The sequence below is a fragment of the Mucilaginibacter rivuli genome (genome assembly GCF_019391655.1).
GTDB lineage: Bacteria > Bacteroidota > Bacteroidia > Sphingobacteriales > Sphingobacteriaceae > Mucilaginibacter > Mucilaginibacter rivuli.
Genome location: NZ_JAHXPQ010000003.1, coordinates 479179 through 500350, shown reverse-complemented (window position 1 = coordinate 500350; position 21172 = coordinate 479179). Strand labels below are relative to the sequence as shown.

At 40.7% G+C, this 21172-nt stretch carries 20 protein-coding genes and 1 tRNA gene; 4 read left to right on the top strand and 17 right to left on the bottom strand.

Annotated elements, in window-relative coordinates; translation table 11 throughout:
• Positions 1 to 173: 173 nt before the first annotated feature.
• The 10 genes from KXQ82_RS09470 to KXQ82_RS09425 form a co-directional block, all read right to left on the bottom strand.
• Complete coding sequence (locus KXQ82_RS09470; RefSeq protein ID WP_219487943.1) at positions 174 to 1418, bottom strand: hypothetical protein; 1245 nt, start codon at positions 1416 to 1418, stop codon at positions 174 to 176.
• A gap of 451 nt (positions 1419 to 1869) precedes the next feature.
• Positions 1870 to 1949, bottom strand: a tRNA-Leu gene (locus tag KXQ82_RS09465).
• 27 nt (positions 1950 to 1976) lie between these two features.
• Positions 1977 to 2495 (bottom strand): Fe-S protein assembly co-chaperone HscB, encoded by a 519-nt coding sequence (hscB, locus tag KXQ82_RS09460; protein WP_219487942.1) that lies wholly within the window; start codon positions 2493 to 2495, stop codon positions 1977 to 1979.
• Between the two features lie 71 nt (positions 2496 to 2566).
• Positions 2567 to 3892 (bottom strand): RIP metalloprotease RseP, encoded by a 1326-nt coding sequence (gene rseP / locus KXQ82_RS09455; RefSeq protein WP_219487941.1) that lies wholly within the window; start codon positions 3890 to 3892, stop codon positions 2567 to 2569.
• A gap of 14 nt (positions 3893 to 3906) precedes the next feature.
• Complete coding sequence (locus KXQ82_RS09450) at positions 3907 to 5103, bottom strand: 1-deoxy-D-xylulose-5-phosphate reductoisomerase (RefSeq protein ID WP_219487940.1); 1197 nt, start codon at positions 5101 to 5103, stop codon at positions 3907 to 3909.
• A gap of 156 nt (positions 5104 to 5259) precedes the next feature.
• A complete protein-coding gene (locus KXQ82_RS09445) occupies positions 5260 to 6765 on the bottom strand; it encodes a GH3 auxin-responsive promoter family protein (RefSeq protein WP_219487939.1) in 1506 nt (501 codons plus the stop codon).
• Between the two features lie 2 nt (positions 6766 to 6767).
• The gene (locus tag KXQ82_RS09440) at positions 6768 to 7496 is read right to left on the bottom strand and encodes a hypothetical protein (RefSeq protein WP_219487938.1); all 729 of its coding nucleotides are present in this window, start codon (positions 7494 to 7496) and stop codon (positions 6768 to 6770) included.
• Entirely contained in the window at positions 7497 to 8465 is a 969-nt protein-coding gene (locus KXQ82_RS09435) for a glycosyltransferase family 2 protein (RefSeq protein WP_219487937.1), read from the bottom strand.
• 128 nt (positions 8466 to 8593) lie between these two features.
• On the bottom strand, positions 8594 to 9544 hold the full coding sequence (locus tag KXQ82_RS09430) for a glycosyltransferase family 2 protein (protein WP_219487936.1): 951 nt from the start codon (positions 9542 to 9544) through the stop codon (positions 8594 to 8596).
• A gap of 46 nt (positions 9545 to 9590) precedes the next feature.
• Positions 9591 to 10964, bottom strand: a complete 1374-nt coding sequence (locus tag KXQ82_RS09425) for a dipeptidase (protein WP_219487934.1) — start codon at positions 10962 to 10964, stop codon at positions 9591 to 9593.
• A 164-nt stretch (positions 10965 to 11128) separates the two neighbouring features.
• Here KXQ82_RS09425 and KXQ82_RS09420 point away from each other — a divergent pair, with 164 nt between their 5' ends.
• Complete coding sequence (locus KXQ82_RS09420; RefSeq protein ID WP_219487933.1) at positions 11129 to 12112, top strand: SGNH/GDSL hydrolase family protein; 984 nt, start codon at positions 11129 to 11131, stop codon at positions 12110 to 12112.
• A gap of 78 nt (positions 12113 to 12190) precedes the next feature.
• On the opposite strand, the gene KXQ82_RS09415 is transcribed toward KXQ82_RS09420, so the two are convergent.
• Genes KXQ82_RS09415 through KXQ82_RS09400 form a run of 4 tightly spaced genes read right to left on the bottom strand, consistent with a single transcriptional unit; the run spans position 12191 to position 13014 of the window.
• Positions 12191 to 12367 carry a hypothetical protein gene (locus KXQ82_RS09415; RefSeq protein ID WP_219487931.1) on the bottom strand — a complete coding sequence of 59 codons (177 nt, stop codon included), beginning with the start codon at positions 12365 to 12367 and terminating at the stop codon, positions 12191 to 12193.
• Between the two features lie 54 nt (positions 12368 to 12421).
• Positions 12422 to 12580 carry a hypothetical protein gene (locus KXQ82_RS09410; protein ID WP_219488087.1) on the bottom strand — a complete coding sequence of 53 codons (159 nt, stop codon included), beginning with the start codon at positions 12578 to 12580 and terminating at the stop codon, positions 12422 to 12424.
• A gap of 59 nt (positions 12581 to 12639) precedes the next feature.
• Complete coding sequence (locus tag KXQ82_RS09405) at positions 12640 to 12798, bottom strand: hypothetical protein (RefSeq protein WP_219488086.1); 159 nt, start codon at positions 12796 to 12798, stop codon at positions 12640 to 12642.
• A 57-nt stretch (positions 12799 to 12855) separates the two neighbouring features.
• Positions 12856 to 13014: a hypothetical protein gene (locus tag KXQ82_RS09400; RefSeq protein WP_219488085.1), complete on the bottom strand. Its 159-nt coding sequence runs from the start codon at positions 13012 to 13014 to the stop codon at positions 12856 to 12858.
• 227 nt (positions 13015 to 13241) lie between these two features.
• Between KXQ82_RS09400 and KXQ82_RS09395 the strand changes: the two genes are divergently transcribed.
• Positions 13242 to 14696: a tetratricopeptide repeat protein gene (locus KXQ82_RS09395; protein WP_219487929.1), complete on the top strand. Its 1455-nt coding sequence runs from the start codon at positions 13242 to 13244 to the stop codon at positions 14694 to 14696.
• Here KXQ82_RS09395 and KXQ82_RS09390 read toward each other — a convergent pair.
• The 3 genes from KXQ82_RS09390 to KXQ82_RS09380 form a co-directional block, all read right to left on the bottom strand.
• On the bottom strand, positions 14693 to 16486 hold the full coding sequence (locus KXQ82_RS09390; protein WP_219487928.1) for an LTA synthase family protein: 1794 nt from the start codon (positions 16484 to 16486) through the stop codon (positions 14693 to 14695). The two genes, KXQ82_RS09395 and KXQ82_RS09390, sit on opposite strands and share 4 nt — an antisense overlap.
• 147 nt (positions 16487 to 16633) lie before the next feature.
• Complete coding sequence (locus KXQ82_RS09385; protein ID WP_219487926.1) at positions 16634 to 17287, bottom strand: DUF4412 domain-containing protein; 654 nt, start codon at positions 17285 to 17287, stop codon at positions 16634 to 16636.
• A 26-nt stretch (positions 17288 to 17313) separates the two neighbouring features.
• On the bottom strand, positions 17314 to 19281 hold the full coding sequence (locus tag KXQ82_RS09380; RefSeq protein WP_219487925.1) for a ComEC/Rec2 family competence protein: 1968 nt from the start codon (positions 19279 to 19281) through the stop codon (positions 17314 to 17316).
• Here KXQ82_RS09380 and KXQ82_RS09375 point away from each other — a divergent pair.
• Together KXQ82_RS09375 and KXQ82_RS09370 are read left to right on the top strand one after the other, a co-directional pair.
• On the top strand, positions 19280 to 19432 hold the full coding sequence (locus KXQ82_RS09375; protein WP_219487923.1) for a hypothetical protein: 153 nt from the start codon (positions 19280 to 19282) through the stop codon (positions 19430 to 19432). The genes KXQ82_RS09380 and KXQ82_RS09375 overlap by 2 nt on opposite strands.
• Before the next feature lie 95 nt (positions 19433 to 19527).
• Positions 19528 to 21120 carry a L,D-transpeptidase family protein gene (locus KXQ82_RS09370; protein WP_219487922.1) on the top strand — a complete coding sequence of 531 codons (1593 nt, stop codon included), beginning with the start codon at positions 19528 to 19530 and terminating at the stop codon, positions 21118 to 21120.
• Positions 21121 to 21172 lie beyond the last annotated feature (52 nt).

The following is a 21172-nucleotide window of genomic DNA, read 5'->3' as shown; positions in this document are numbered from 1 at the left end:
AACTCAGGCGGAGGTTATAAAATAAAAATCACAGACTAATCCTTGTCTTAAAAGTAACGAAAAATAAAAATGCAATGAAACCATATGATGGTTTCATTGCATTTATTGTAATGTACTCCGGTTTTTCGTTCCCACGAGCTAATTTTGGTGGATTACATAGTTGGTATCCGCAATTATTTAAATCCAAATACAAAGGGTAGAATAAACGTTATAATTGCTGCCCATATCATATAAACAGGTAAATAAGAAGATGTTACTTTTCCAACGGCGGCCAATTCTGTTTTCCTGTTAAGCGTTTTGAAAAGTTGAACGCTTACCAATAACAGGTTAATAAGGATTAAAACATTACCGCCTAAAACTGTTACCCGGTTTGGTGTTAAGCCCCATTCTGAGATACGGAACAAGATAGCTGATAGCGCCACGCCATTAACTATTATCGTCAGGATAGCTAATATAAATAATACCCATATCTGTAAGTTACTTTTAATGTCTTTTGTCGTTTCGGCCACCGAAAAGAAAATGATGGCCATGACGCCTATCAGCAACGCGTTGAATATTATTAAAAACTCGCGATCATTATATGGGTTTTTGTTGGAGAAGATCATTGCTGTAAGGTATACTACAAGCATAACTGCCACCAATGGGCTAAACAACTTAGCGATTACCGGCGAGACCTTGCCTACCAGTTGCGGATTGGTTTGGGTAAGATATGTGCCCACTATCGGTGCAGCCGCTAAACCTATTATCGCGATATTTTGGAAATAGAACTTCTCAATGTGAAGCCCGATGATAGAGAATAACCCAACGGTGATGGCGCTCATAATGCCGCCTGCTATGAGGATAAGTGCGGTTATAACCGCCAGATCGCCATTGTATTTGAGGTAGCCAAGGCGTTTTTCCTGGTTATTACCGGTTTCGCCAACAAAAGCAAACCCAAGTACCGACCATAAGAACAACGCCAGGTGGATACATGATAAAATCAAGCTATCACTGTTTTTGGCATCAGGTAATAAATTAATAAATAGTAGCCCTGTAACAGTAGCGCCGGCCACAAAAGCAATTTTGCTGTTAGATAACTTATTTTTCCATGCAAAATATGTTGTGAGCAAGGGGAAAATTACAAAACCAATGTTGCGGGGATAGAAGAAATCTTCGCTGATGGAAAATATTGCAGGTATTTTAGCGATAAAGCCTGCCAGCAGGGCGGCAATTACCAATAATATCATATCGCGGCTGGTACCCCGATTGATTTCTTCATTCTCGAAGCTCAATCGCTCGTGCCAAAAATCGGCGATAGGCGTACCGCTTACTTCGGGATAAAGCTCAGCAAAGGCCTGCTTAAAAGGCACCTTGCCGGCGCGGTACATTTTTTCAAGTTGCTTCGGATCGTTAAGATGGAAGCGTATGTTTTCTTTCATATGGATGAGTTTGAGTTTACTGTTGTATGCAGGCTTGATCTAAAATTATTGTTAAATGTAAAAGTACTTTGCAATACAAAGTTAATAGGTGTACTTTGAAATTCAAAGTGATGCTTAATAAATATTTTGGCGGACCTGAAAAGGAGCGGAGTTGCAACGCCGATTCACAGCACTTTGCCTGAGCTTTTAAAAAAGCGGGAGGTATAACAAAATGGCCTTCAAATTATTTGAAGGCCATTTTAAGACTTCTTTATAAAATCCTTTTTTTATTTAAATCTCATTCGGGATTTTTTGTATCCAGCACCGGATGTACTGGTTATTTCGTTTTCTTGAGTATTATGGTATGAGCTGAAATATTTAATGAGGGCCCCCCGCAGTTAAGCTTGGCTTAACAAGTTACAAAATTACAAAGCCGGAGTAAAAACTAATAAAAGTGTTTACTCCGGCTTTGTACCCAGCGCCGGAGTCGAACCGGCACGGTTTCCCACAGGTGTTTGAGACCAGCGCGTCTACCAATTCCGCCAGCTGGGCATGTTTAAACAAACGTCGGTTTGTTTCTTATCGGGCTGCAAATGTATTCAAAGTATCCTTAATTCGCAACAGATATTTTTGCCTGTAGTAAATATCGCGGATGCTTTCTAATAGTTTTTGCCGGCCTGCATCATCAGTGCTTTGATAGTTGCTTATTGCTGATGCCAGTTTGCTATTCAGTTCGGCTTCACTATCAGTTATTTGTGTTTTTATGGTATTGAGCTGCGCCGCATCATCTGCCTCAGTCATTGCTTCATTTATTTCCATCATTTCCATTAAAAAATCCGGAGCAAGCTGGTATTTATCGCCAGTAAGCAGGTTATGTTCCTGCAAAATGTACTCCATGCGGCGGTACGGGTCGCTTAAAACCTTGTAGGCTTTATTATTGATGGTGGATAGTTCCAGTATTTCGTGTTGCTTTTCGTCGCTTTCGTTCGCGTAAAAATCGGGATGGTATTGTTTACTCATCGCGTAAAATTTCTTTTTTAGCGCAGCTTCGTCAATGCTGAAGGATTCAGGAAGTTGGTAAAATTCGAAATAATTCATGGGGAATCAATAATTGATTTATTGAATAACCGAATGATTGAATACGTTTACTCAATCATTCGGTCATGCAATCAATATTTTATTACGTGCTTCAAAATATCGTTACCGTAAACAAATACCATCAGGCATATCAATATTACAAAGCCTACCAGTTGGGCGCGTTCCATAAATTTATCGCTTAATGGTTTGCCCTTTACCATCTCAATAAGCAGGAACATGGCATGGCCGCCATCCAGCACAGGTATAGGTAACAGGTTCATTAGTGCCAGGGCCATAGACAGGAAGCCTACAAGCGTCCAAAAACGAGTCCAGTTGATAACGCCACCAAACATATTAGCTATGGCTACAGGGCCTGCAAATGCTTTGGTAGCCTTTACTTCGCCCTGTGCAACTTTTTTAAGCCCCTTAGCATTATCTGCAAAAGTGCTCCACGCGTGCGAAGCGCCGATGGGTAAAGCCTCTACAAAGCCATAGGTTTTAATTTCTTCTTTAGGCAGGTCATTGTTCGCTAAAAAGCCCAAAGTACCTTCAGGTGTAACCTGTGCATTTACCGATAATGTTTGTGTGCCTCGCTTTACGCCAAGTGCAACCATTTTATTTTTGTTAGAATCAAGCTTCGATTTAAATTCATCGAAGAAAGCTACCGCCTGGTTGTTTATGGCAACAATGCTGTCGCCCGCCATTAAATGTGCTTTTTCGGCATTGCTTTTTGGGGTAACCTGTTTGATAGAAAACTTAGTACGCGGCTCAATAAATTGCCCCGGACCGTCATCCGAAACATAGTTTAAAATATCGGCAGGTACTAATATTTGTTTTGTGACGCCATTACGTACAACAGTGAGCGAAGAGTTACCCATCAAAACTTTCGATGTGAGCAAGTCATCAAAATGTACTATTGGTTTGCCATTAATTTCGGTGATCTTATCGCCGGCTTTTAAACCTATCCGTACACCTGTTTTACCTGGCGCTATGCCATATTTTAAGGCATCGTTAGGGGTAAAGGTATCGCCGTTTTTTAGCGTTAGCATCCAGAAAATGAAAATACCCAAAACAATGTTAACAAATATACCTGCCAGCATCACAATTAAACGCTGCCATGCCGGTTTTGAGCGGAACTCCCAGGGCTGCGGCGGACCTGCCATTTGTTCGGTATCCATCGATTCATCGATCATACCGGCAATTTTTACGTAGCCGCCTAAGGGCAGCCAGCCCATACCGTACTCAACACCTTTGTAATGAAATTTAAATATGCTTACACCCCAGGCATCAAAAAATAAGTAAAATTTTTCTACCTTAATGCCAAACGCCCGGGCTGCTAAAAAGTGCCCCAACTCGTGTAAAATAACTAAAATTGAAAGGCCCATTAGTAACTGGGCTATCTTTATAACTATAACCATTATTGTATTTTAAATCAAATAGTAATTGCCGCTTTGGGCATTTGTTGTATTAAACTTTGCGCTAATATGCGTGTTTCTTTATCAGTATTCAAATAGTCTGCCAATTGTGGTTTTGTCAGGTAAGTAATTTTCTGCATGCAGGTCTCAATCACATCGCTCATGTGTAAAAAGCCAACATCGCCGTTTAAAAACCCGGCAACGGCTACCTCATTGGCGGCATTAATAATGCATGGCATATTACCTCCTTTATTGAGCGCCTCGTAAGCCAAAGCTAAATTACGAAAGGTCTCCATGTCCGGTTTTTCAAAACTCAGGTTAGGGTAATTTGCAAAGTCAAAACGTTTAAAATCGCTCTTTATTCTTTCGGGATAGGTGAGGGCGAATTGTATGGGCAGGCGCATATCGGGTAAGCCCATTTGCGCTTTTATTGATCCATCCTCAAACTGCACCATTGAATGGATGATAGATTGAGGGTGCACAATAACGTCTATTTGCTCAAAGCTTACATCAAACAGCCATTTGGCCTCTATCACTTCCAGGCCTTTGTTCATCAGCGAAGCCGAGTCGATAGTGATCTTGGCGCCCATTACCCAGTTGGGATGATTTAATGCCTGCGCACGAGTAACGCCAGCTAAAAATTCGCTGCTCTTACCGCGGAAGGGGCCACCCGAAGCGGTGAGTATCAACTTCTCTATCGCGTTATTTTCTTCTCCCGCAAGGCACTGAAAAATGGCTGAGTGTTCGCTGTCAACAGGGAGTATCTTTACCTCGTGCTGTTTAGCCAGGTCGGTAATTAATTCACCTGCTACCACCAGGGTTTCTTTATTGGCTAAGGCAATGGTTTTACCTGCCTTAATGGCAGCGATGGTAGGCTCTAAGCCCGCGAAGCCAACCAAAGCGGTAAGCACGGTATCAATTTCGGCAACAGTTACCACCTCGGTAAGGGCATCATATCCCGACAGTACTTTTACCGGTACATGGCTCAGCGCGGCCTTAACGTATGGGTATTTATGGGTATCGGCAATAATTACATATTCGGGTAAAAAGGCTATGGCTTGTTTTATAAGCAGGTCGGCGTTGGATAGTGCAGTTAGCGCGTAAGCCCTGAACCTGCCTGGGTTTTGAGCAATAACTTCAAGCGCCTGTGTGCCAATGCTGCCCGTTGAGCCAAGAATGGCTATGTTTTTAATACTACTATCGTTAGGGTGCATTGTACGTATCAACAAATTCTATCGCTGCAAATTAAGCGCGGTTACAAAAATAACAATATTATGAATAAACACATGGCATTCAATGTGTAAATGTGTGTATGAGTAAATGTGCAAATGAAGAATAATGTGTAAAGCTAAACCCCTATTCCTTGCTCTTTATTCCTTTATCACAAACTCACCCAACTCATCCGCAATATTCCGGTTATCTGCCAGGCGGGGTACTTTGTTTTGCCCACCCAATTTGCCTTTGCTGCGCATATAATTAATAAAGGCATCTTTTTGTAAACTGCGTATAACCAAGGGCTGCAATATGCTGCCTTTTATCAGGTCGAAGTAGTAGATGTTCTTTTTCTGCAGCGCGGCATCCACTTTTAAGGCAAATGCCACCATATCCTTCGGCGCGGTGCCAAACTCTATAAACCACTCGTGGTAGGGTAGCTGCCCTTGCAATGGGTTTACCTGCGGGGCAACGGTAAACTCGGTAATATCCACACCTTCGGCTTTGGCAACGCTGAGCAGTGCATGTTCTACTTCTTCGCCAATAACATGCTCGCCAAAGGCGCTGATGTAGTGTTTTATACGGCCCGTCACTACAATTTTGTAGGGGTTTTTAGATACAAACTTTACCGTATCGCCAATGCTGTAGCCCCAAAGCCCGGCGTTGGTGTTCAGTATCAGGGCGTAGTTCTTATCCAGTTCAACCTGGCCCAAACTCAGGCGGGTTGGATTAGCGTTAAAGTATTCATCAACGGGAATAAACTCGTAAAATATGCCGGAATCTACCATCAGCAACAAGCCCTTTTCTTTTTGCGAATCCTGGAAAGCGATAAATCCTTCGGATGCCGGGTAGGTTTCTATCGTATCAATACCAAAGCCAATGCTTTCTTCAATACGCGCGCGGTACGGCTCGTAATTTACACCGCCATATACATACAACTTAAAGTTGGGGAAAATGTCCTTTATTTTTTTGCCCCCGGCTTTCGCGGATAACCTGTCGAAATACATCTGGCACCAGGGCGGTATGCCCGATATGAGGCGCATATCTTCGTTCAGCGTTTCATCAACAATGGCATCAACCTTTTGCTCCCAATCATCAATACAATTCACTTCATAGCTGGGCTTGCGGTTCTTTTGCAGGTAAGCCGGTACGTGGTGAGCAACTATGCCCGACAGGCGACCGGTTTGTATGCCATGCTTTTCGGCCATTATGGGGCTGCCCTGCAAAAATATCATGCTGCCATCAACAAAATCGGCGTTACCTGTTTCGTGTATGTAGCTTAATAAAGCATTGCGCGCGGCTTTGATATGCTCGGGCATACTCTCTTTACTTATCGGGATATATTTTACGCCCGATGTTGTGCCCGATGTTTTAGCGAGGTAAGCAGGCTTGCCCGGCCATAGTACGTTTTCTTCGCCGTTAACTACACGGTCAATGTAAGGCCGCAGGTCCTCATAATCGCTTATGGGTACATTTTTGGTAAAAACGGAATAGCTGTTAATATCGCGGAAATTATAGGCGCGGCCAAAAGCGGTGTTTTTGGCATCGGCTATTAATTTTTCGAATGTTTTTTGCTGCAGTTCAACCGCGTTGGTGCGCAGTTTATTGATGCCCCTGTTGGCCCATGCGGCAAAGGGTTTACTTAATAAAGCTTTTAATCCCATGTTTAAATGGTTTCAGAGTCCAGGTCGTCAACGTCTTTATGGCTGTATACCAGCTTGCGATAAGTTACCGCTAAAAATATGTTAACAAACGGATAGCTAAAAATAATGAATAATGAAGCAGGAGGGAAATACTGCGCCAGCTTTGCCGGTATGGCTATCAGGAGTATAATAATTCCTAAAATAGAAAGCACATGTACAATATGGCCTTTTGTTAATTTTATACTTTGACTTATCGATTCAAACGGACCCGAATCATCATCGGCAATAAAGGAATTGAAGAACAGTATCCTGAGTACACACACCAAACCTGCCACTGTGCCTAAAATAATGGCGATGTTGCGTACCATTTCGTTTAATGTTACCTTATCTAAAAACAGTTTATAGGTAACCACTAATGCAGCCAATATAAACTCGATAACTACGTAACTTACCAGCATGGTAAACTTGGGGAATATCTGTGAGATGTGGAACTCATAAAATTCGCTGTCTATGAGTGTGAAAATGAGTTTATACAGCCCTAAAGTGGTATAGGCCTGTAGTACTACTACAATAAGCGAAACCAGCATATCAATATAAAAATCCTGGGCAGTAAATAATAAGCCCAGTATAACACCAAGTATAAGCAGGATAAAAAATACCACTACCGAATAAACAATAATGGTAACAAAGTGCTTTTTAAAAATATTCCAGGCAGTTGATAAGGTTTCTGCTATGGTAAATGGGTGATACATTTATGATGATTTAATTATTACTCGTTTCCACAAATCCTCCATAAAGCCCAGCCCGTAAGCTGTTAATTGTATAAATGCGGCTATTATGCTCAAAAATGCAATTTTTACCGAACTATTTTTGATCCACGAATGGATAAATATTAACAATACGTAAATAGCTAACAAAAGGTTGAAAATTTGGGCTATCGGGCTATTAAATATATTAATTAAAATAATGAAAAGCAAGCCCAGTGTTACAAGAGCAGGGAAAAAGTGAACCGCCTTTAATTCGGATGGGAAAAATTTGTAGATATTGATACGCGCCCTGCCAAAAAAGTGAATCTGCTTGTAGAAACGCAAAAAATTGGTGCGGCGTTTATGGTAAACCACAGCATTGGGTATCAGGCCGATAGTGAAGCCCATTTTATGGATACGAATGCTCAACTCAATATCTTCGCCTAAGCGGGTAATGATGTAGCCGCCTGTTTTCTCCCAAACCTCGCGCGATATGCCCATATTAAAGCTGCGCGGGTGAAACTGCCCGATAGATTTTTTATTGCCGCGAATACCGCCCGTAGTAAAAGGCGATGTCATGCTGTAGCTGATGGCGCGTTGGATAGGTGTAAAGGATGGGTGGGCGGCATCCGGGCCACCGTAGGCATCCAGGTGATGGGTGTACAGGTAGTTTTTTACGTTATCCAAATAATGCGATGGTATTAAACAGTCGGAATCAAAAACGATAAAGTAATCACCTTTAGCCCTCGCAAAACCAAAATTACGTGCAAAACCCTGGCCTTCGTTTGGCTTTACATAATAACTGATATCAAGCTTATTGGTAAATGTGGTAACAATATCCTTCGCATCATCAACAGACCCATCCTCAATTACCAAAACCTCAAACTGGGTATATGTTTGTTTTACGAGGGTTTCCAGCAGTTCTTTTATCTCCTGCGGACGGTTATATAGTGGAATGATAATGGAGAAAAACATGTGTTATTATAGATGTCTTTTAAAAAAAACCACGTCATTGTGAGCGATAGAGTGGCAATCCTAAAGCGGCATGTAGCAAACATACAAAGTTTAGGATTGCTTCGTACCTCGCAATGACGCTTTAATAACTAAATCACTTCGTCAACCTGGTACTTATTTCTGTCAGTACCGTTGCGCGATACTAATTCGGATACAAATCCCGTAAGGAACAATTGAAAACCTACAATTATGGCCACCAGCGAAATGTAGAACAAAGGTTGTTCTGTAGCATCGCGGTACACCTGGTGATGTGCTATGTTGTACAATTTATCCGATATGATCCAAATAATTGCTATAAAACCCACCAAAAAACTCAACACACCCAGGCTGCCAAAAAAATGCATTGGGCGCTTAGCAAACTTACCAACGAAGAATATCGATAACAGATCTAAAAAACCATTAATAAACCTGCTCAAGCCAAATTTGGTTGTGCCGTATTTGCGCGGGAAATGCTCTACCACCTGCTCGCCAATTTTAGTAAAGCCGGCCCATTTTGCTAAAACCGGGATATAGCGGTGCATTTCGCCATATACCTCTATGTTTTTAATAACAGCCTTACGGTAAGCTTTTAGCCCGCAGTTAAAATCGTGCAGGTTGTGTATGCCGCTCATGCGGCGGGTTACGCCGTTAAACAGTTTTGTTGGGATGGTTTTGCTGAGCGGATCGTGCCGTTTGGCTTTCCATCCCGATATCAGGTCGTATTTCTCTTCGGTGATGCGGCGGTACAGTTCGGGTATCTCATCGGGGCTATCCTGCAGGTCGGCATCCATGGTAATTACCACATTGCCCTCCGCTTTACCAAAGCCGGTATTCAGCGCGGCCGATTTACCGTAATTTCTGCGGAAGCGTATGCCTTTGATAAAACGGTTTCCCTCGCTTAGCTTATGTATCATTTCCCACGAGCCATCGTTACTGCCATCATCCACCAGGATAATTTCGTAAGTAAAGCTATTGGCGGCCATTACCTTGGCTATCCAACTGGTTAACTCGGGCAACGATTCTACTTCATTATATAAGGGTACTACAACAGATATATCCATTTAGAAAGTTAAAAGTCAAAAGTTAAAAGTCAAAATGCTTCGACAATTAAGCCTTACTCAGTTCTGCAAAATATTTATGAAATAAAGGTATTGTTTCTATGCCTTTATAGTAGTTAAAAATATCATATTTTTCGTTTGGCGAGTGCAGGGCATCGCTATCTAAACCAAAACCCATCAGTACGGTTTTAATACCCAGTTCGGCCTCAAATAAAGCTACAATTGGTATGCTGCCGCCGCCCCGTGTTGGTATAGGTTTTTTACCGAACGACGCCTCGATGGCTTTTTCGGCAGCGCGGAAAGCTACGCTTTCTGTTGGCGTAACCACAGGCTCGCCGCCATGGTGCGGGGTAACCTTAACCTTAACGTAAGGGGGCGCTATTTTGGTAAAGTGCTCGGTAAACAGTTTGGTTATTTTATCGGAGTGTTGGTTAGGCACCAAGCGCATTGATATTTTAGCGTTCGCTTTTGATGGCAGTACGGTTTTGGCACCTTCGCCAATGTAGCCACCCCAAATGCCGTTCACTTCTAAAGTAGGGCGGGTGCCGGTACGCTCTAAAGTACTGTAGCCCTTTTCGCCCCAAACCTCTTTTATATCAAGGTCGGTTTTGTATTCCTCTTCATCGTATGGCGCTTCGTTCAAGGCTTTGCGTTCATCGGCGCTAAGTTCCAACACGTCATCATAAAAACCCGGAATGGTAATATGGTTATCCTCATCATGTAATGAAGCTATCATTTTAGCCAAAATAGTAGCAGGGTTAGCCACGGCGCCACCATATACGCCCGAGTGCAGATCGCGGTTGGGGCCAACAACCTCAACTTCAAGGTATGACAGGCCGCGTAAGCCGGTTTCCAGGCTCGGGTGTTCCATGCTAATCATTGATGTATCGGATATCAATACTACATCGGCTTTTAAACGCTCTTTATTTGCCTTTACAAAAGTACCCAAGTTATCAGAGCCTACTTCTTCTTCGCCTTCTATCATAAATTTGATATTGCAGGGCAGGGTATTGGTCTGCATCATCAGTTCAAAAGCTTTTACGTGCATGTAAAACTGGCCCTTATCATCACAAGCGCCGCGGGCGTATATTTTACCATCGCGCAGGGTTGGCTCAAAAGGAGGGGTTTTCCAAAGCTCCAGGGGGTCTGGTGGCTGCACATCGTAATGGCCGTAGGTTAATACAGTTGGTAAGGTAGGGTCAATTATCTTCTCACCATAAACAATGGGGTAACCGGCAGTTTGGCAAACTTCAACATTGTCGGCACCGGCATCTTTTAACTTTTGGGCAACATAATCCGCAGTTTGTAGCACATGTTCCTTGTATTTGGGGTCGGCACTTACCGACGGGAACCTGAGCAGTTCAAATAGCTCGTTTAACAACCTGTCTTTGTGTTCTGTAACGTATTGTTTAATGGTGTTCATGCTTCAAAAATATGAATGCAAATATAGAATTTAACTTTTATTCCCTTATCGGCTTAGCGCGATAGTTAAAATTGGCGCATTAATTGTAATAAGCTACCCTGAATTTAGTTTTAACATTGTATATTTGTTTGGTTACCTGCGTTTAAGCTATTAAAATTAACTCAATGCATTATCGAAAGATAATTTTATTACTTGCTTTTGCTTGCTTTGGCACATTTAAGGGTTTTAGCCAAACCCCAAGTTGTAGTGCTGCCTCAAAGTTTTATATTAAGGATACCATAAATGTTACCACATTTGGGGCCAGTACGGTTCAGGGTATTGCAGGCTTTACCTTCCAACCTTATCTACAGCAAAATTTTCAATACTGTTACGTTGGCAAACAGGTATCTATAACCAATAATGGTATATCAGGCGAAACCACAACCCAGGGCCTGGCGCGTTTTGAAAGCGCTATAAACGGGCGCACGGGGTTTGTATTTATTTTGATGGGTATCAATGATGCCATTCAACTTATCAGTCAAAAAGTTCCGCCAACACCTGCACAATTAAATGCCAGTTACAAGTTGACTATACAGAACATGCAGAAGATGGTTGATATTGCAGCCAGGCATGGTTTAACCACTGTGATAGGCAGCTTACAAAACCTCGACCCAACCAAAGGAATCTATTATAAAACTATTAACAAGCAAATAGCACTTATAAATGCGGGCTACAAAAAGCTTGCGGCTCAAAATCATATTTACTTTGCTGATATTAACGCGGGTTTGGGTAACGACTTTAAAAAGTATTACCAGGCCGATGGCATACACCCTAATGCTGCAGGAAATAAGTTTATAGCTTATATTTTGTTTGATGTAATAAACTTTGCTATTGAAAGCAAGTTATTGCTGATAGGGCTGGACCAGAATTTTCCTAACCCGGCAAATACTAAAACTACAATAGGTTTTAGCATGTCGCAAGCTGGTAGTGTTGATATTGAGTTATATAGTATTACAGGTGCGCTCACAAAAACTATTACTCAAAGTGCCTATAATAGCGGTTATCATCAAGTTGTTGTTGATCTTACCAATGTGTCGCCGGGAATATACATCTATGTAATGAATATAGCAGGCAGGCAGCTGAGTAAGAAAATGATCGTAGTTAAATAGTTTTAATTAAGCTACTTATAGCACACATATTTATCTCTCTCAATATAAGAGTGTGTTTTTTCTCTACCAATATCAGAATTAGTCGGCAGAAGCAAGTGTGTTGGTATTGTTATCGCCGGTAGCTCTTGCGGTAAAATCTCCCTTTTGTACCTTAACAACAACCGGTTTAGCGGTTTCTTCTTTTTTGTTGTTGATAGCAGAAAATACAATGCCTGTTGATAATAATGCAATAACGAGGATAATGATCTTTTTCATGGTGTGTGATTTAAAGGATTAACGGATGTTGTTTGTCGGATATATTAATTGTGACTATTGAGGAGGAGGAGTACCGTCAGCAGAACCAGTGGTTAAATCGCCTGAAGTAAATGTAGTAGCTTTGATAGCCGGTTTAACACTGTTGTCTTTAGTGCAAGAAGAAACAAACCCTGTTGTTAATACTGCGAAAGCTATGATGATGATCTTTTTCATTTTAGTAAATTTTATTATGTTTTAAATAGGTATTAAGGTATAGATGTATAATTAGCAGACTATTGAGGAGGAGGAGTACCGTCAGCAGAACCGGTGGTTAAATCGCCTGAAGTAAGTGTGGTAGCTTTGATAGCCGGTTTAACGCTGTTGTCTTTAGTGCAAGAAGAAACAAACCCTGTTGTTAATACTGCGAAAGCTATGATGATGATCTTTTTCATTTTAGTAAATTTTATTATGTTTTAAATAGGTATTAAGGTATAGATGTATAATTAAGACTATTGAGGCGGAGGAGTACCGTCAGCAGAACCGGTAGTTAAATCGCCTGAAGTAAGTGTGGTAGCTTTGATAGCCGGTTTAACACTGTTGTCTTTAGTGCAGGAAGAAATGAATCCTGTTGTTAAAATCGCAAATGCGACTACGATAATTTTTTTCATAAGTAGCTAAATGTAAATTCTTTGATGTGTTTATTTCAATAGTTTGTTTAAGCAAAAGTAAAAACAAATTTTTAATTACCAAATTTTTTTTTCTAAATTTGCGACTTTTTTTTAAAATATTTTTTTTACGCTCTTTTTATCCCGGAAAAATAACTTTTTTATTTATACGCCGTACAAAACAAATTGTTTAATTTGTGTACAAGATTTGAATATAGTATTTTTATTTAATGAAAATTATTTTTCTGCGCCCCTGTTTATATTTTATTGCTTTGTTATTAACTTTTATATCAGTTAAAGCAGCACCCATTATGGGGAATGACACTAACGAGGTGAAGAAGATAAACAGGCAGGCTTTTGATAATAGGTTAACTAACCCTAAACAAACTATCATACAGGCACGAAAGGCTTTAGCCTTGGCCGAAAAGTTGGAATTTTCAAAAGGTGTAGCCGAGGCAAACCGCGAGTTAGGTATAGGTTATTATTATATTAACCAGCCCGACTCGGCCATTCAATACTATCTTACAGCTAAAAAGTTTTACGACGACACGCACGATTTGAAAGGCCAGTCGAGGGTATTAAACAACATAGGTAACTTATACCGCGAGACTGATTATGACCAGGCTATAGTTTATTTTAAAGAAGCGTTGAATGTTGCCAAGGCACTTAAGGATGATGACCTGGTAGCTACTTGTTACCTTAACCTGGGTACTGCTTACCTCAAAAAAAAGAGTTACACTATAGCGCTGGATGATTATAAACAGAGCTATGATTTATTTACTAAAACAAAAAATGATGTATTGATCATTCAGTGTCTTCAAAACTTGGGGGTTATATATTATGAGAAGCATGAGTTGGATACAGCCAAGGCTCTTCTTTTGCAGGCTAATCAGCGGGCTATCGAGCGCGATCTTAATTCAACTGTTGCCGGTACAAATATTACCTTGGTGCGTATATTTTTAGCCCAGGGGCAATTTGAGCAAGCCAAGCAATACTATAACCAGGGGCAAACATATGTTGATATCCTTAAAACAGACCGTATGCAGCACGATTATAAGTTTTTACGGTATGAAATGCTGTTTAAACTAAAAGATTATAAAGGTGCCTTAGAAAACTTAAGAGATATATATAAGCAGGATAGTACAAGCTATATCCAAAATGAATCGGTGAGGCTAACTTTGCGCGAAGCCGGGTATAAACAAAACGAACAAGATCAAAAGAATCTGCAAATCATAGCGCAACAAAAATATAGCCGTACATTATTTATTGCCAGTAGCATAGTAGCTGCCTTGTTGGCTGTAGTAATATTCTTGCTGGTAAATAACGTTAATCGCAAGGCAAAAATTAATAAACATTTAACCGAACTTAACGAACAAATATCCGAGCAGAAAGAAAACCTTAACCAGATCAATCATCACCTTGAAGAGATTATTGATGAGCGTACTAAAGATCTGCAGGTGAAAAACAAAAAGCTTGCCGATTACTCGCTGCATCTTTCGCACCAGATACGCGGCCCCATAGCTACTTTAAAGGGCTTGCTTAACCTGGAGCGTGATAAGTTAATAGAGCAGGAAGAATGTATTAAACTGATGAACAAATGCGTATCGGATATTGATGAGAATATTATTGATATGAGCGGCATGCTGCACGAATCATCAAAAGTAAAGCCCAATACTAAAGCTTAATAAGCCATATATTCGGTAAAAACCTGTTGTAAATAAGCTTTGCCGTAAAGCAGTTTTTTTTCGTTTACAGCTTTTGGCACATTAGGGTGTTTGGTATAAATAACTTCTTTACCCAGATTATCAAATGATATGGCTTGCTGCGGTGTCATAAAGCCAAAACCATTGTCCCAATCAAAAAATGCGAATGGTTGACTTGTGGGATTTAACAGGTCTTTTGACCAACGGAAGTAAGCCCGGTAAGGAATATCCATTTGTGCTAAAACGGTAGCCGCTATATCAGTTTGGTTACCCAATTTAATAACATGCTTACCGCGATACTCATCTTTTATTGCGCCGCCAAAAAATAACAAGGGGATATGATATTTAGCCGGCTGATATGATTCTGAAGTATTACGCGGCAAACGGTGCCCGTGGTCGGCAACTAAAACAAACAGCGTGTTTTTATACCAATCCTGCTTTTTAGCATGCTCAAAGTAAGCGTTCAGGCACGAGTCTGTATAATACGCTGTGCTCCTGAACCTGTTGGTTACGCTATCGCCCGGAAAGTGGGGTTTGGCCGGCATATCAAAGGGCTCGTGGTTAGTGAGTGTTTCAATTAGCGAAAAGAAAGGCTTACGCTCTTTATTCAGGTATTGAACATGTGTGTCAAACAATGTACCGTCATTCACGCCCCATTTCGAATCGATCTGGCTGCGGTCAAAGTTATCCATGCCGGTAATATGGTCAATTTTATGGGTCAGCATATATGATTTGAAGTTCATATACTCTACTTCGCCACCATAAAAAAACGAATTAGCATAACCTACAGGCTGCAATACGCCCGGTATAGAGGGGAGTTTTTCCTGCTTGGTATTATTGGTGATAATGGTACGTATTGCCTGCGATGGGAAACCACTCAATATCGCTACAATACCTTTATCTGTTCTATCGCCGGCGGCATAAACACTATCAAACAATACGCCCTGGTGTATAAATTTCTCAAAGTTTGGACAAACACATTTTTCACCGCCTAATGATTCGATCAGGTCGGCGGTAAAGCTTTCCAACTGTATGATAACTATATTGGGCCTGCGTGTATTTAAAATATGAACCGTTGAATCAGATTTGGTAACAAAAAGCTCGCGTGTTAAGCTATCGGCTACATTAGCATCCATATAAATGTAAGGATTGTGTTGTGCACGAAGGTTTTGGTAAATATTATCAAACAGGTTCCATTCTGTATTTAAAGCCGATTGGTTAAGTATCTGCTTATTAGAAAAATAAGCCATGCTCTGGTTAATGGGCGTATCCTGCGTACCACCACGGATAATAAAGAAATTGATGAGGATAAGCAGGGCCGAAGAGGTGATTTTTAACGGTATGCTCAGTTTAGGCCCCTGGTATTTATAATCAATGATCCGGTTGGATAGTAATATGCCCGACACCAATAAAATAACCCCAATAGTAACACATAAAGCAACAGGCGCAGAGCCGCTTGATGCCATCGACTCTGAAAACTGGTGAATGATAGAGTCAAAAACCCGGTAATTAACCTTAGTGCCCCATTCCTGAAAAATATTATAATCCAGTATGGTTAAAAAGCAAACTAATACAAGGCATGTCCATATATAAGCCTTATACCAAACAGTTTTTATGTGAAACCCCGGGATGAACCATCCCAAAACAGATATCAAAAGCGGGATAATTACTATATACCCTATAGTTGAGCAATCAAGCCTGATGGCGTAAAAAAACACCTCTAATATTTCGCCGAGACTGGCTATTTTTAGCTTATTGCGAAAGTAAAGCATAAAGCTAACTCTCGTCAAAAAGAAAAATAACAACCAGAAAATATAGAATCTTGCTAAAGCAAAAAGGTTTTTTAACATGGGCCGCTAAATTAACTATTTAACTCCATGTTAAAAAACCTTTATTAATGTGTTATTTAATTGTTATCGTTATTTCTTTCCGCGGTTCATCATTGCTTTCATGTCATCCATGCTCACTCTTTCAAAATCTTTAGGGATGCTAAAAGTCTCCGCAGGAATTTTTACTTCGCTAACGGATACTAAGGTGATTGATTGAGGTGTACCTTGCTGTACATAAGTGAATTGAATAGGTGTACCTGTTATGTCTTTAAAAGCGCCTGTTAAAATATTCGCAGGTAAGCTAATGTCCGTAGTTATCCAGGCATCAAATGAAACTCCGCTTTTATTATCTTTTTCTATATATTTTTTACAATTGTAATCGCCAATTTTCTTTGTTTCGGTTGTGGCTGTAATCGTGTATTCAGGTGCAGAAGATGCGGCTTCTTCTAATTCACCGGGAGTCATAACAGCAGCTTTTTTTATAGATGCAACAGGGACATCAACTAATACAGCAAAATAATCAAAGTTTCCTTTTATTACCATCTGTACTTTAGCCGGGCCGTACTGGTTGGATATTAGACTCGAATCGCCTTTAAAACTACATTTGCTTTCTACATTTTGTCCGGCCACACTAATATTGTAGCTGATAATTCCTTCGTTATATTTTTTTTGCGCCGATGCTGTAAAAATGCTTGCAGCCAATGTAATAGTTAAGGCAACGTTTTTAATTGATAGAATATTCATTATTATATTTTTTACGTGTTTGTGTTTTAATTAATATTAGATGTTGTGATGAACGCTTTGTTACGTTTTAAATTATAAAAAGGTATATTTTTGGCCGATGCTTCATCATCAAGCTTTTTTAACAATTGGGACGAATTATTATTCCCTGCAATTGCCATTCTAAAGTTATAGTTTTCCATCAGATATTGCAAATTAATAGCAGGGCTGCCTGTAATGTAAATATAATCAACCGCTAATTTTTGTGGGAAAAGCCTTTTACCAAACCTTTTATTGATGATGAGTATTTTGTTATCGCCTATTTGAATAAGGTTTCCGCTCTTCATTAAAAAGGCATTGCTGATGCTGGCGTTCACATCATAATTGCTCACTTCGGTAATGCCGCAGCTATCCAACATTGGTTGGATAGCGTACTGATAGCTTTTGTCATCCGTTTTCAGATCGGTTAAAACTATACTCTTATTACCGTTGCGGAACATTATTGCAGGGTGCTTGCTGATACTGCAAAATGCTACTGTGTTTTCATCGGCCCTGGCAAGTTGTTTAACACTTGTGAGTGCAATAAATATTAGCATTAAAGCAAAGCTTGTTTTAAACCATACCTTATTTTTGGTGAGCAGGAAAATAAGTATAGCTGCCAATAAAGCATACAGTAATAGTAGCTCGGTATAAGTCAGCCATATTTTTTCGATGCTGCCAAATGGAGCATGTTCAATATAAAGCAATGTTTTTGTCATGATGATGACAGTATGCTCAAGCACCCATGCCATGCAGGTTGATAGCAGGGGTATTGCAGGCAAAGCCATATAGATGATGCCCACATACATCACAATAGCCGATGGCAGCACAATAAATAAATTACTCACCAAAAAGTAAACCGGAAAATCATGAAAGTAAAAGGCCCCTAACGGAAACAATACCAGTTGCGCCGCCACAGATACAGAAGTTACCAGCCAAAACTCATTGGCTATTTTGTTTTTAAAACTCAGCCACCGGTATATATAAGGCTGAATGATAATAATGCCACCAACCGCTATGTACGATAACTGAAAGCCCACATCCATAATATAGAACGGGTTGTACAGCAACAGTATAAAGGCCGATACTGCCAATACATTCAGCTTATTGATATGCCTGCTAAAGCTCATTCCTATAATTACCATGCTCAGCATCAAAACCGCCCTGCACACCGCCGGCGAAAAGCCGGTTATTAAAGCGTAGCACCATATCAGCACGATGCTCAACACAACCTTTAATAATTTACCGTGCTTAAATCTTAATAAAAAACTTAAAAAGAAACTCACAAAAAAATAGATGAGCCCTACATGCATACCAGCGACAGACAGCAGGTGCATTGTACCTGTTTTGGCATAGGCCTCACGCACGTCAGCTTTCAAATCGGCCCGGTAACCTAATATGATGGTTGATGCTACGGCAATGGCATCGGTATCGCGCATGTTGACTTTTAGTTTATTCACCAGGTATTGGCGCAGCCCTAATGCAAAGCTGATAATGGGGTTGCCTTTATCGCTTTCTAAAACCGTTATTTGCTTACCATTCAGATACGCCTGTTGGTAAATGTTTTGGTTGGCCATATAGCTTTTGTAATTGAACTCCGCGGGGTTTAGAGGTGCAGCTATTGCAGTATAATTTGCCGGGATCAGCAGCCTGTCGCCATATTTCAAATGAGGATTAAAAGTACTGTCCGTTTTAACCGAAACCATTAAATGGCCGCTTACAGTTTGCAGGCCTTTGTTTTGGTATGATCGCTCAACTTTAGCAACAAACTTTAAAGTTTGTCCGGTTAGTTTAGGTTCGCTGCTTACCGTAGCAATAAGGTAGCGCGATTTGATTTTCGAAAAATGGTCATCCCGCGTTATTTCTGAGTTAGCATCAAAACAATAAACCCCGGCTATCATCAATAAAAAATGCATCAACAGGCCGCCAAGCCAGCGTTGTTTGTAAATGTTAAGCCTTTTGTAAGCTATGTTGAGCATGATAAATAACAACATTACGCCGCCAAACAACCATAGTAATAACCTGTCATATCCTGCCCAAGAAAAATACGCCGCCAGGCATAACCCCGTTAAAAAGGGTACTACTAGCCTGATGAATGGTATTTCGCCTTTGCTGAAGCTGATCATTTAGGTATAAATACTTAAGTTTATATTATCGAAATAAATATATCCTTTTAATCCAATTATCCGTATTACTTTTGTTGCCGAATTGATGATCGGATCCGGATGATAAAAAATATACCCAAAAGAGTTTTTTTAGTACTTGTTGTTGCCTTTATAGTTATTACCGGTTGTAAGCACAAACCAGTAATAGCTACCAAACTTACGGAGCATTATAAAAACGATGTATATAAGGATTATGATACCGCAGCTTTCCATGCCGAGTTTATAAAACAATTCGATCTGCTCAAGCCAAAATTGCATTACGCCGGTGCTATTGAAAACTATTATACCAATAATAATTTTGAGCCACGGCTGGTACAAAACTTTTTAACGGATGGCCAACTGCGTAAACTGGTACAATATCTTAACCATGCCAATGAGCACGGCATTAACCCCGAAATTTTTAAAGGAGCCGATATAGCGGCCTTGTTAGATACCATACAAGCCAATCGCTTTAAAACTATTACGGAGGTTTACCCTGTTTTAGCAAAGCTGGAACTGCAAGCCGCTAACGCTTTAATAAGTTATTCGAGTGTATTGCAGTTTGGTGTGATTAACCCGCACAGACTTTACCGCCGCTACGAAACCGCGCCACAGCGCCCTGATAGTACAAGTTTTAAAAAAGCGCTTGACACTGATAACCTGATGGCTTACCTGGACCAGGTACAACCTAAAAGCATAGCCTACCTGCAACTGAAAAAGGCTTTGGCCGATGTTAATATGGATGTAGTGGATAGCCCAAAGCTGTTCCGTATAAAAACAATTAAGCTGAACATGGAGCGCCTGCGCTGGCAAATACCGGCTAAAGAAGATAGCTATATTTTTGTGAATATACCCGCGTTTAATTTAGAGTGGGTGCAAAATGGCAAGGCCATGCTCAACATGCGGGTTTGCGTTGGCGAACCACGCCCGCTTGATTATGATGACAGGCTAAAACACTTCCTGGAAACGCATAATATTGATGATAAGCCCCAAAACCACCAAACCCCGGTTTTAACCAGCCATATCAATACCATACAGCTTAATCCAACATGGCGCATACCCAGCAGTATAGCCCAAAACGAGATCTATTATGCTGCCCAAAAAAATCCGGATTATTTTGATAACAATAACATCAGGGTGTATTATCATGATATTGAGATAAAACGGCCCGATACCATTACCTGGGCGCACATCAAACGCGAGCATATTCCATACACCTTTAAACAGGATGCCAGCGACCTGAACGCCTTGGGCAAATTCAAGTTTATTTTTGATAACGATAACAGCGTTTACCTGCACGATACCCCCAATAAAAAAGCGTTTTTAGGCGATTGGCGTGCCGTAAGCCATGGCTGCGTGCGTGTGCAGGACCCTATGATGCTTGCCCGCTTACTGGTTGGCGATACCACCAAAATGGATAACATACGTATGGAGGTTGGCCTTGCGCCGATGGATACTACCAAGAAAGCCAGGTATGCCAAGCTATTAGCCAAACGTGCCGCACCGGGTTTTGAGCTTCAATCAAAATTTTTGACGCTGGATAAGCAGGTACAGCTTTTCATCGACTACTACACCTGCTTGCCTGATGCAAGCGGGAAACCGGTATTCTACTTTGACGCTTACCGCATGGATGCAGATTTAGAAAAGGCGATGGGGAAGTATTTGAGTAAGTAAACTTCCAACGCGTCATTACGAGGAACGAAGCAATCATATATCGCAATCATGC

Coding starts and splice junctions, on each gene's coding strand:
- KXQ82_RS09470 (WP_219487943.1), bottom strand. CDS start 1,418: ATGAAAGAAAACATACGCTTCCATCTTAACGATCCGAAGCAACTTGAA.
- hscB (WP_219487942.1), bottom strand. CDS start 2,495: ATGAATTATTTCGAATTTTACCAACTTCCTGAATCCTTCAGCATTGAC.
- rseP (WP_219487941.1), bottom strand. CDS start 3,892: ATGGTTATAGTTATAAAGATAGCCCAGTTACTAATGGGCCTTTCAATT.
- KXQ82_RS09450 (WP_219487940.1), bottom strand. CDS start 5,103: ATGCACCCTAACGATAGTAGTATTAAAAACATAGCCATTCTTGGCTCA.
- KXQ82_RS09445 (WP_219487939.1), bottom strand. CDS start 6,765: ATGGGATTAAAAGCTTTATTAAGTAAACCCTTTGCCGCATGGGCCAAC.
- KXQ82_RS09440 (WP_219487938.1), bottom strand. CDS start 7,496: ATGTATCACCCATTTACCATAGCAGAAACCTTATCAACTGCCTGGAAT.
- KXQ82_RS09435 (WP_219487937.1), bottom strand. CDS start 8,465: ATGTTTTTCTCCATTATCATTCCACTATATAACCGTCCGCAGGAGATA.
- KXQ82_RS09430 (WP_219487936.1), bottom strand. CDS start 9,544: ATGGATATATCTGTTGTAGTACCCTTATATAATGAAGTAGAATCGTTG.
- KXQ82_RS09425 (WP_219487934.1), bottom strand. CDS start 10,964: ATGAACACCATTAAACAATACGTTACAGAACACAAAGACAGGTTGTTA.
- KXQ82_RS09420 (WP_219487933.1), top strand. CDS start 11,129: ATGCATTATCGAAAGATAATTTTATTACTTGCTTTTGCTTGCTTTGGC.
- KXQ82_RS09415 (WP_219487931.1), bottom strand. CDS start 12,367: ATGAAAAAGATCATTATCCTCGTTATTGCATTATTATCAACAGGCATT.
- KXQ82_RS09410 (WP_219488087.1), bottom strand. CDS start 12,580: ATGAAAAAGATCATCATCATAGCTTTCGCAGTATTAACAACAGGGTTT.
- KXQ82_RS09405 (WP_219488086.1), bottom strand. CDS start 12,798: ATGAAAAAGATCATCATCATAGCTTTCGCAGTATTAACAACAGGGTTT.
- KXQ82_RS09400 (WP_219488085.1), bottom strand. CDS start 13,014: ATGAAAAAAATTATCGTAGTCGCATTTGCGATTTTAACAACAGGATTC.
- KXQ82_RS09395 (WP_219487929.1), top strand. CDS start 13,242: ATGAAAATTATTTTTCTGCGCCCCTGTTTATATTTTATTGCTTTGTTA.
- KXQ82_RS09390 (WP_219487928.1), bottom strand. CDS start 16,486: ATGCTTTACTTTCGCAATAAGCTAAAAATAGCCAGTCTCGGCGAAATA.
- KXQ82_RS09385 (WP_219487926.1), bottom strand. CDS start 17,287: ATGAATATTCTATCAATTAAAAACGTTGCCTTAACTATTACATTGGCT.
- KXQ82_RS09375 (WP_219487923.1), top strand. CDS start 19,280: ATGATAAATAACAACATTACGCCGCCAAACAACCATAGTAATAACCTG.
- KXQ82_RS09380 (WP_219487925.1), bottom strand. CDS start 19,281: ATGCTCAACATAGCTTACAAAAGGCTTAACATTTACAAACAACGCTGG.
- KXQ82_RS09370 (WP_219487922.1), top strand. CDS start 19,528: ATGATAAAAAATATACCCAAAAGAGTTTTTTTAGTACTTGTTGTTGCC.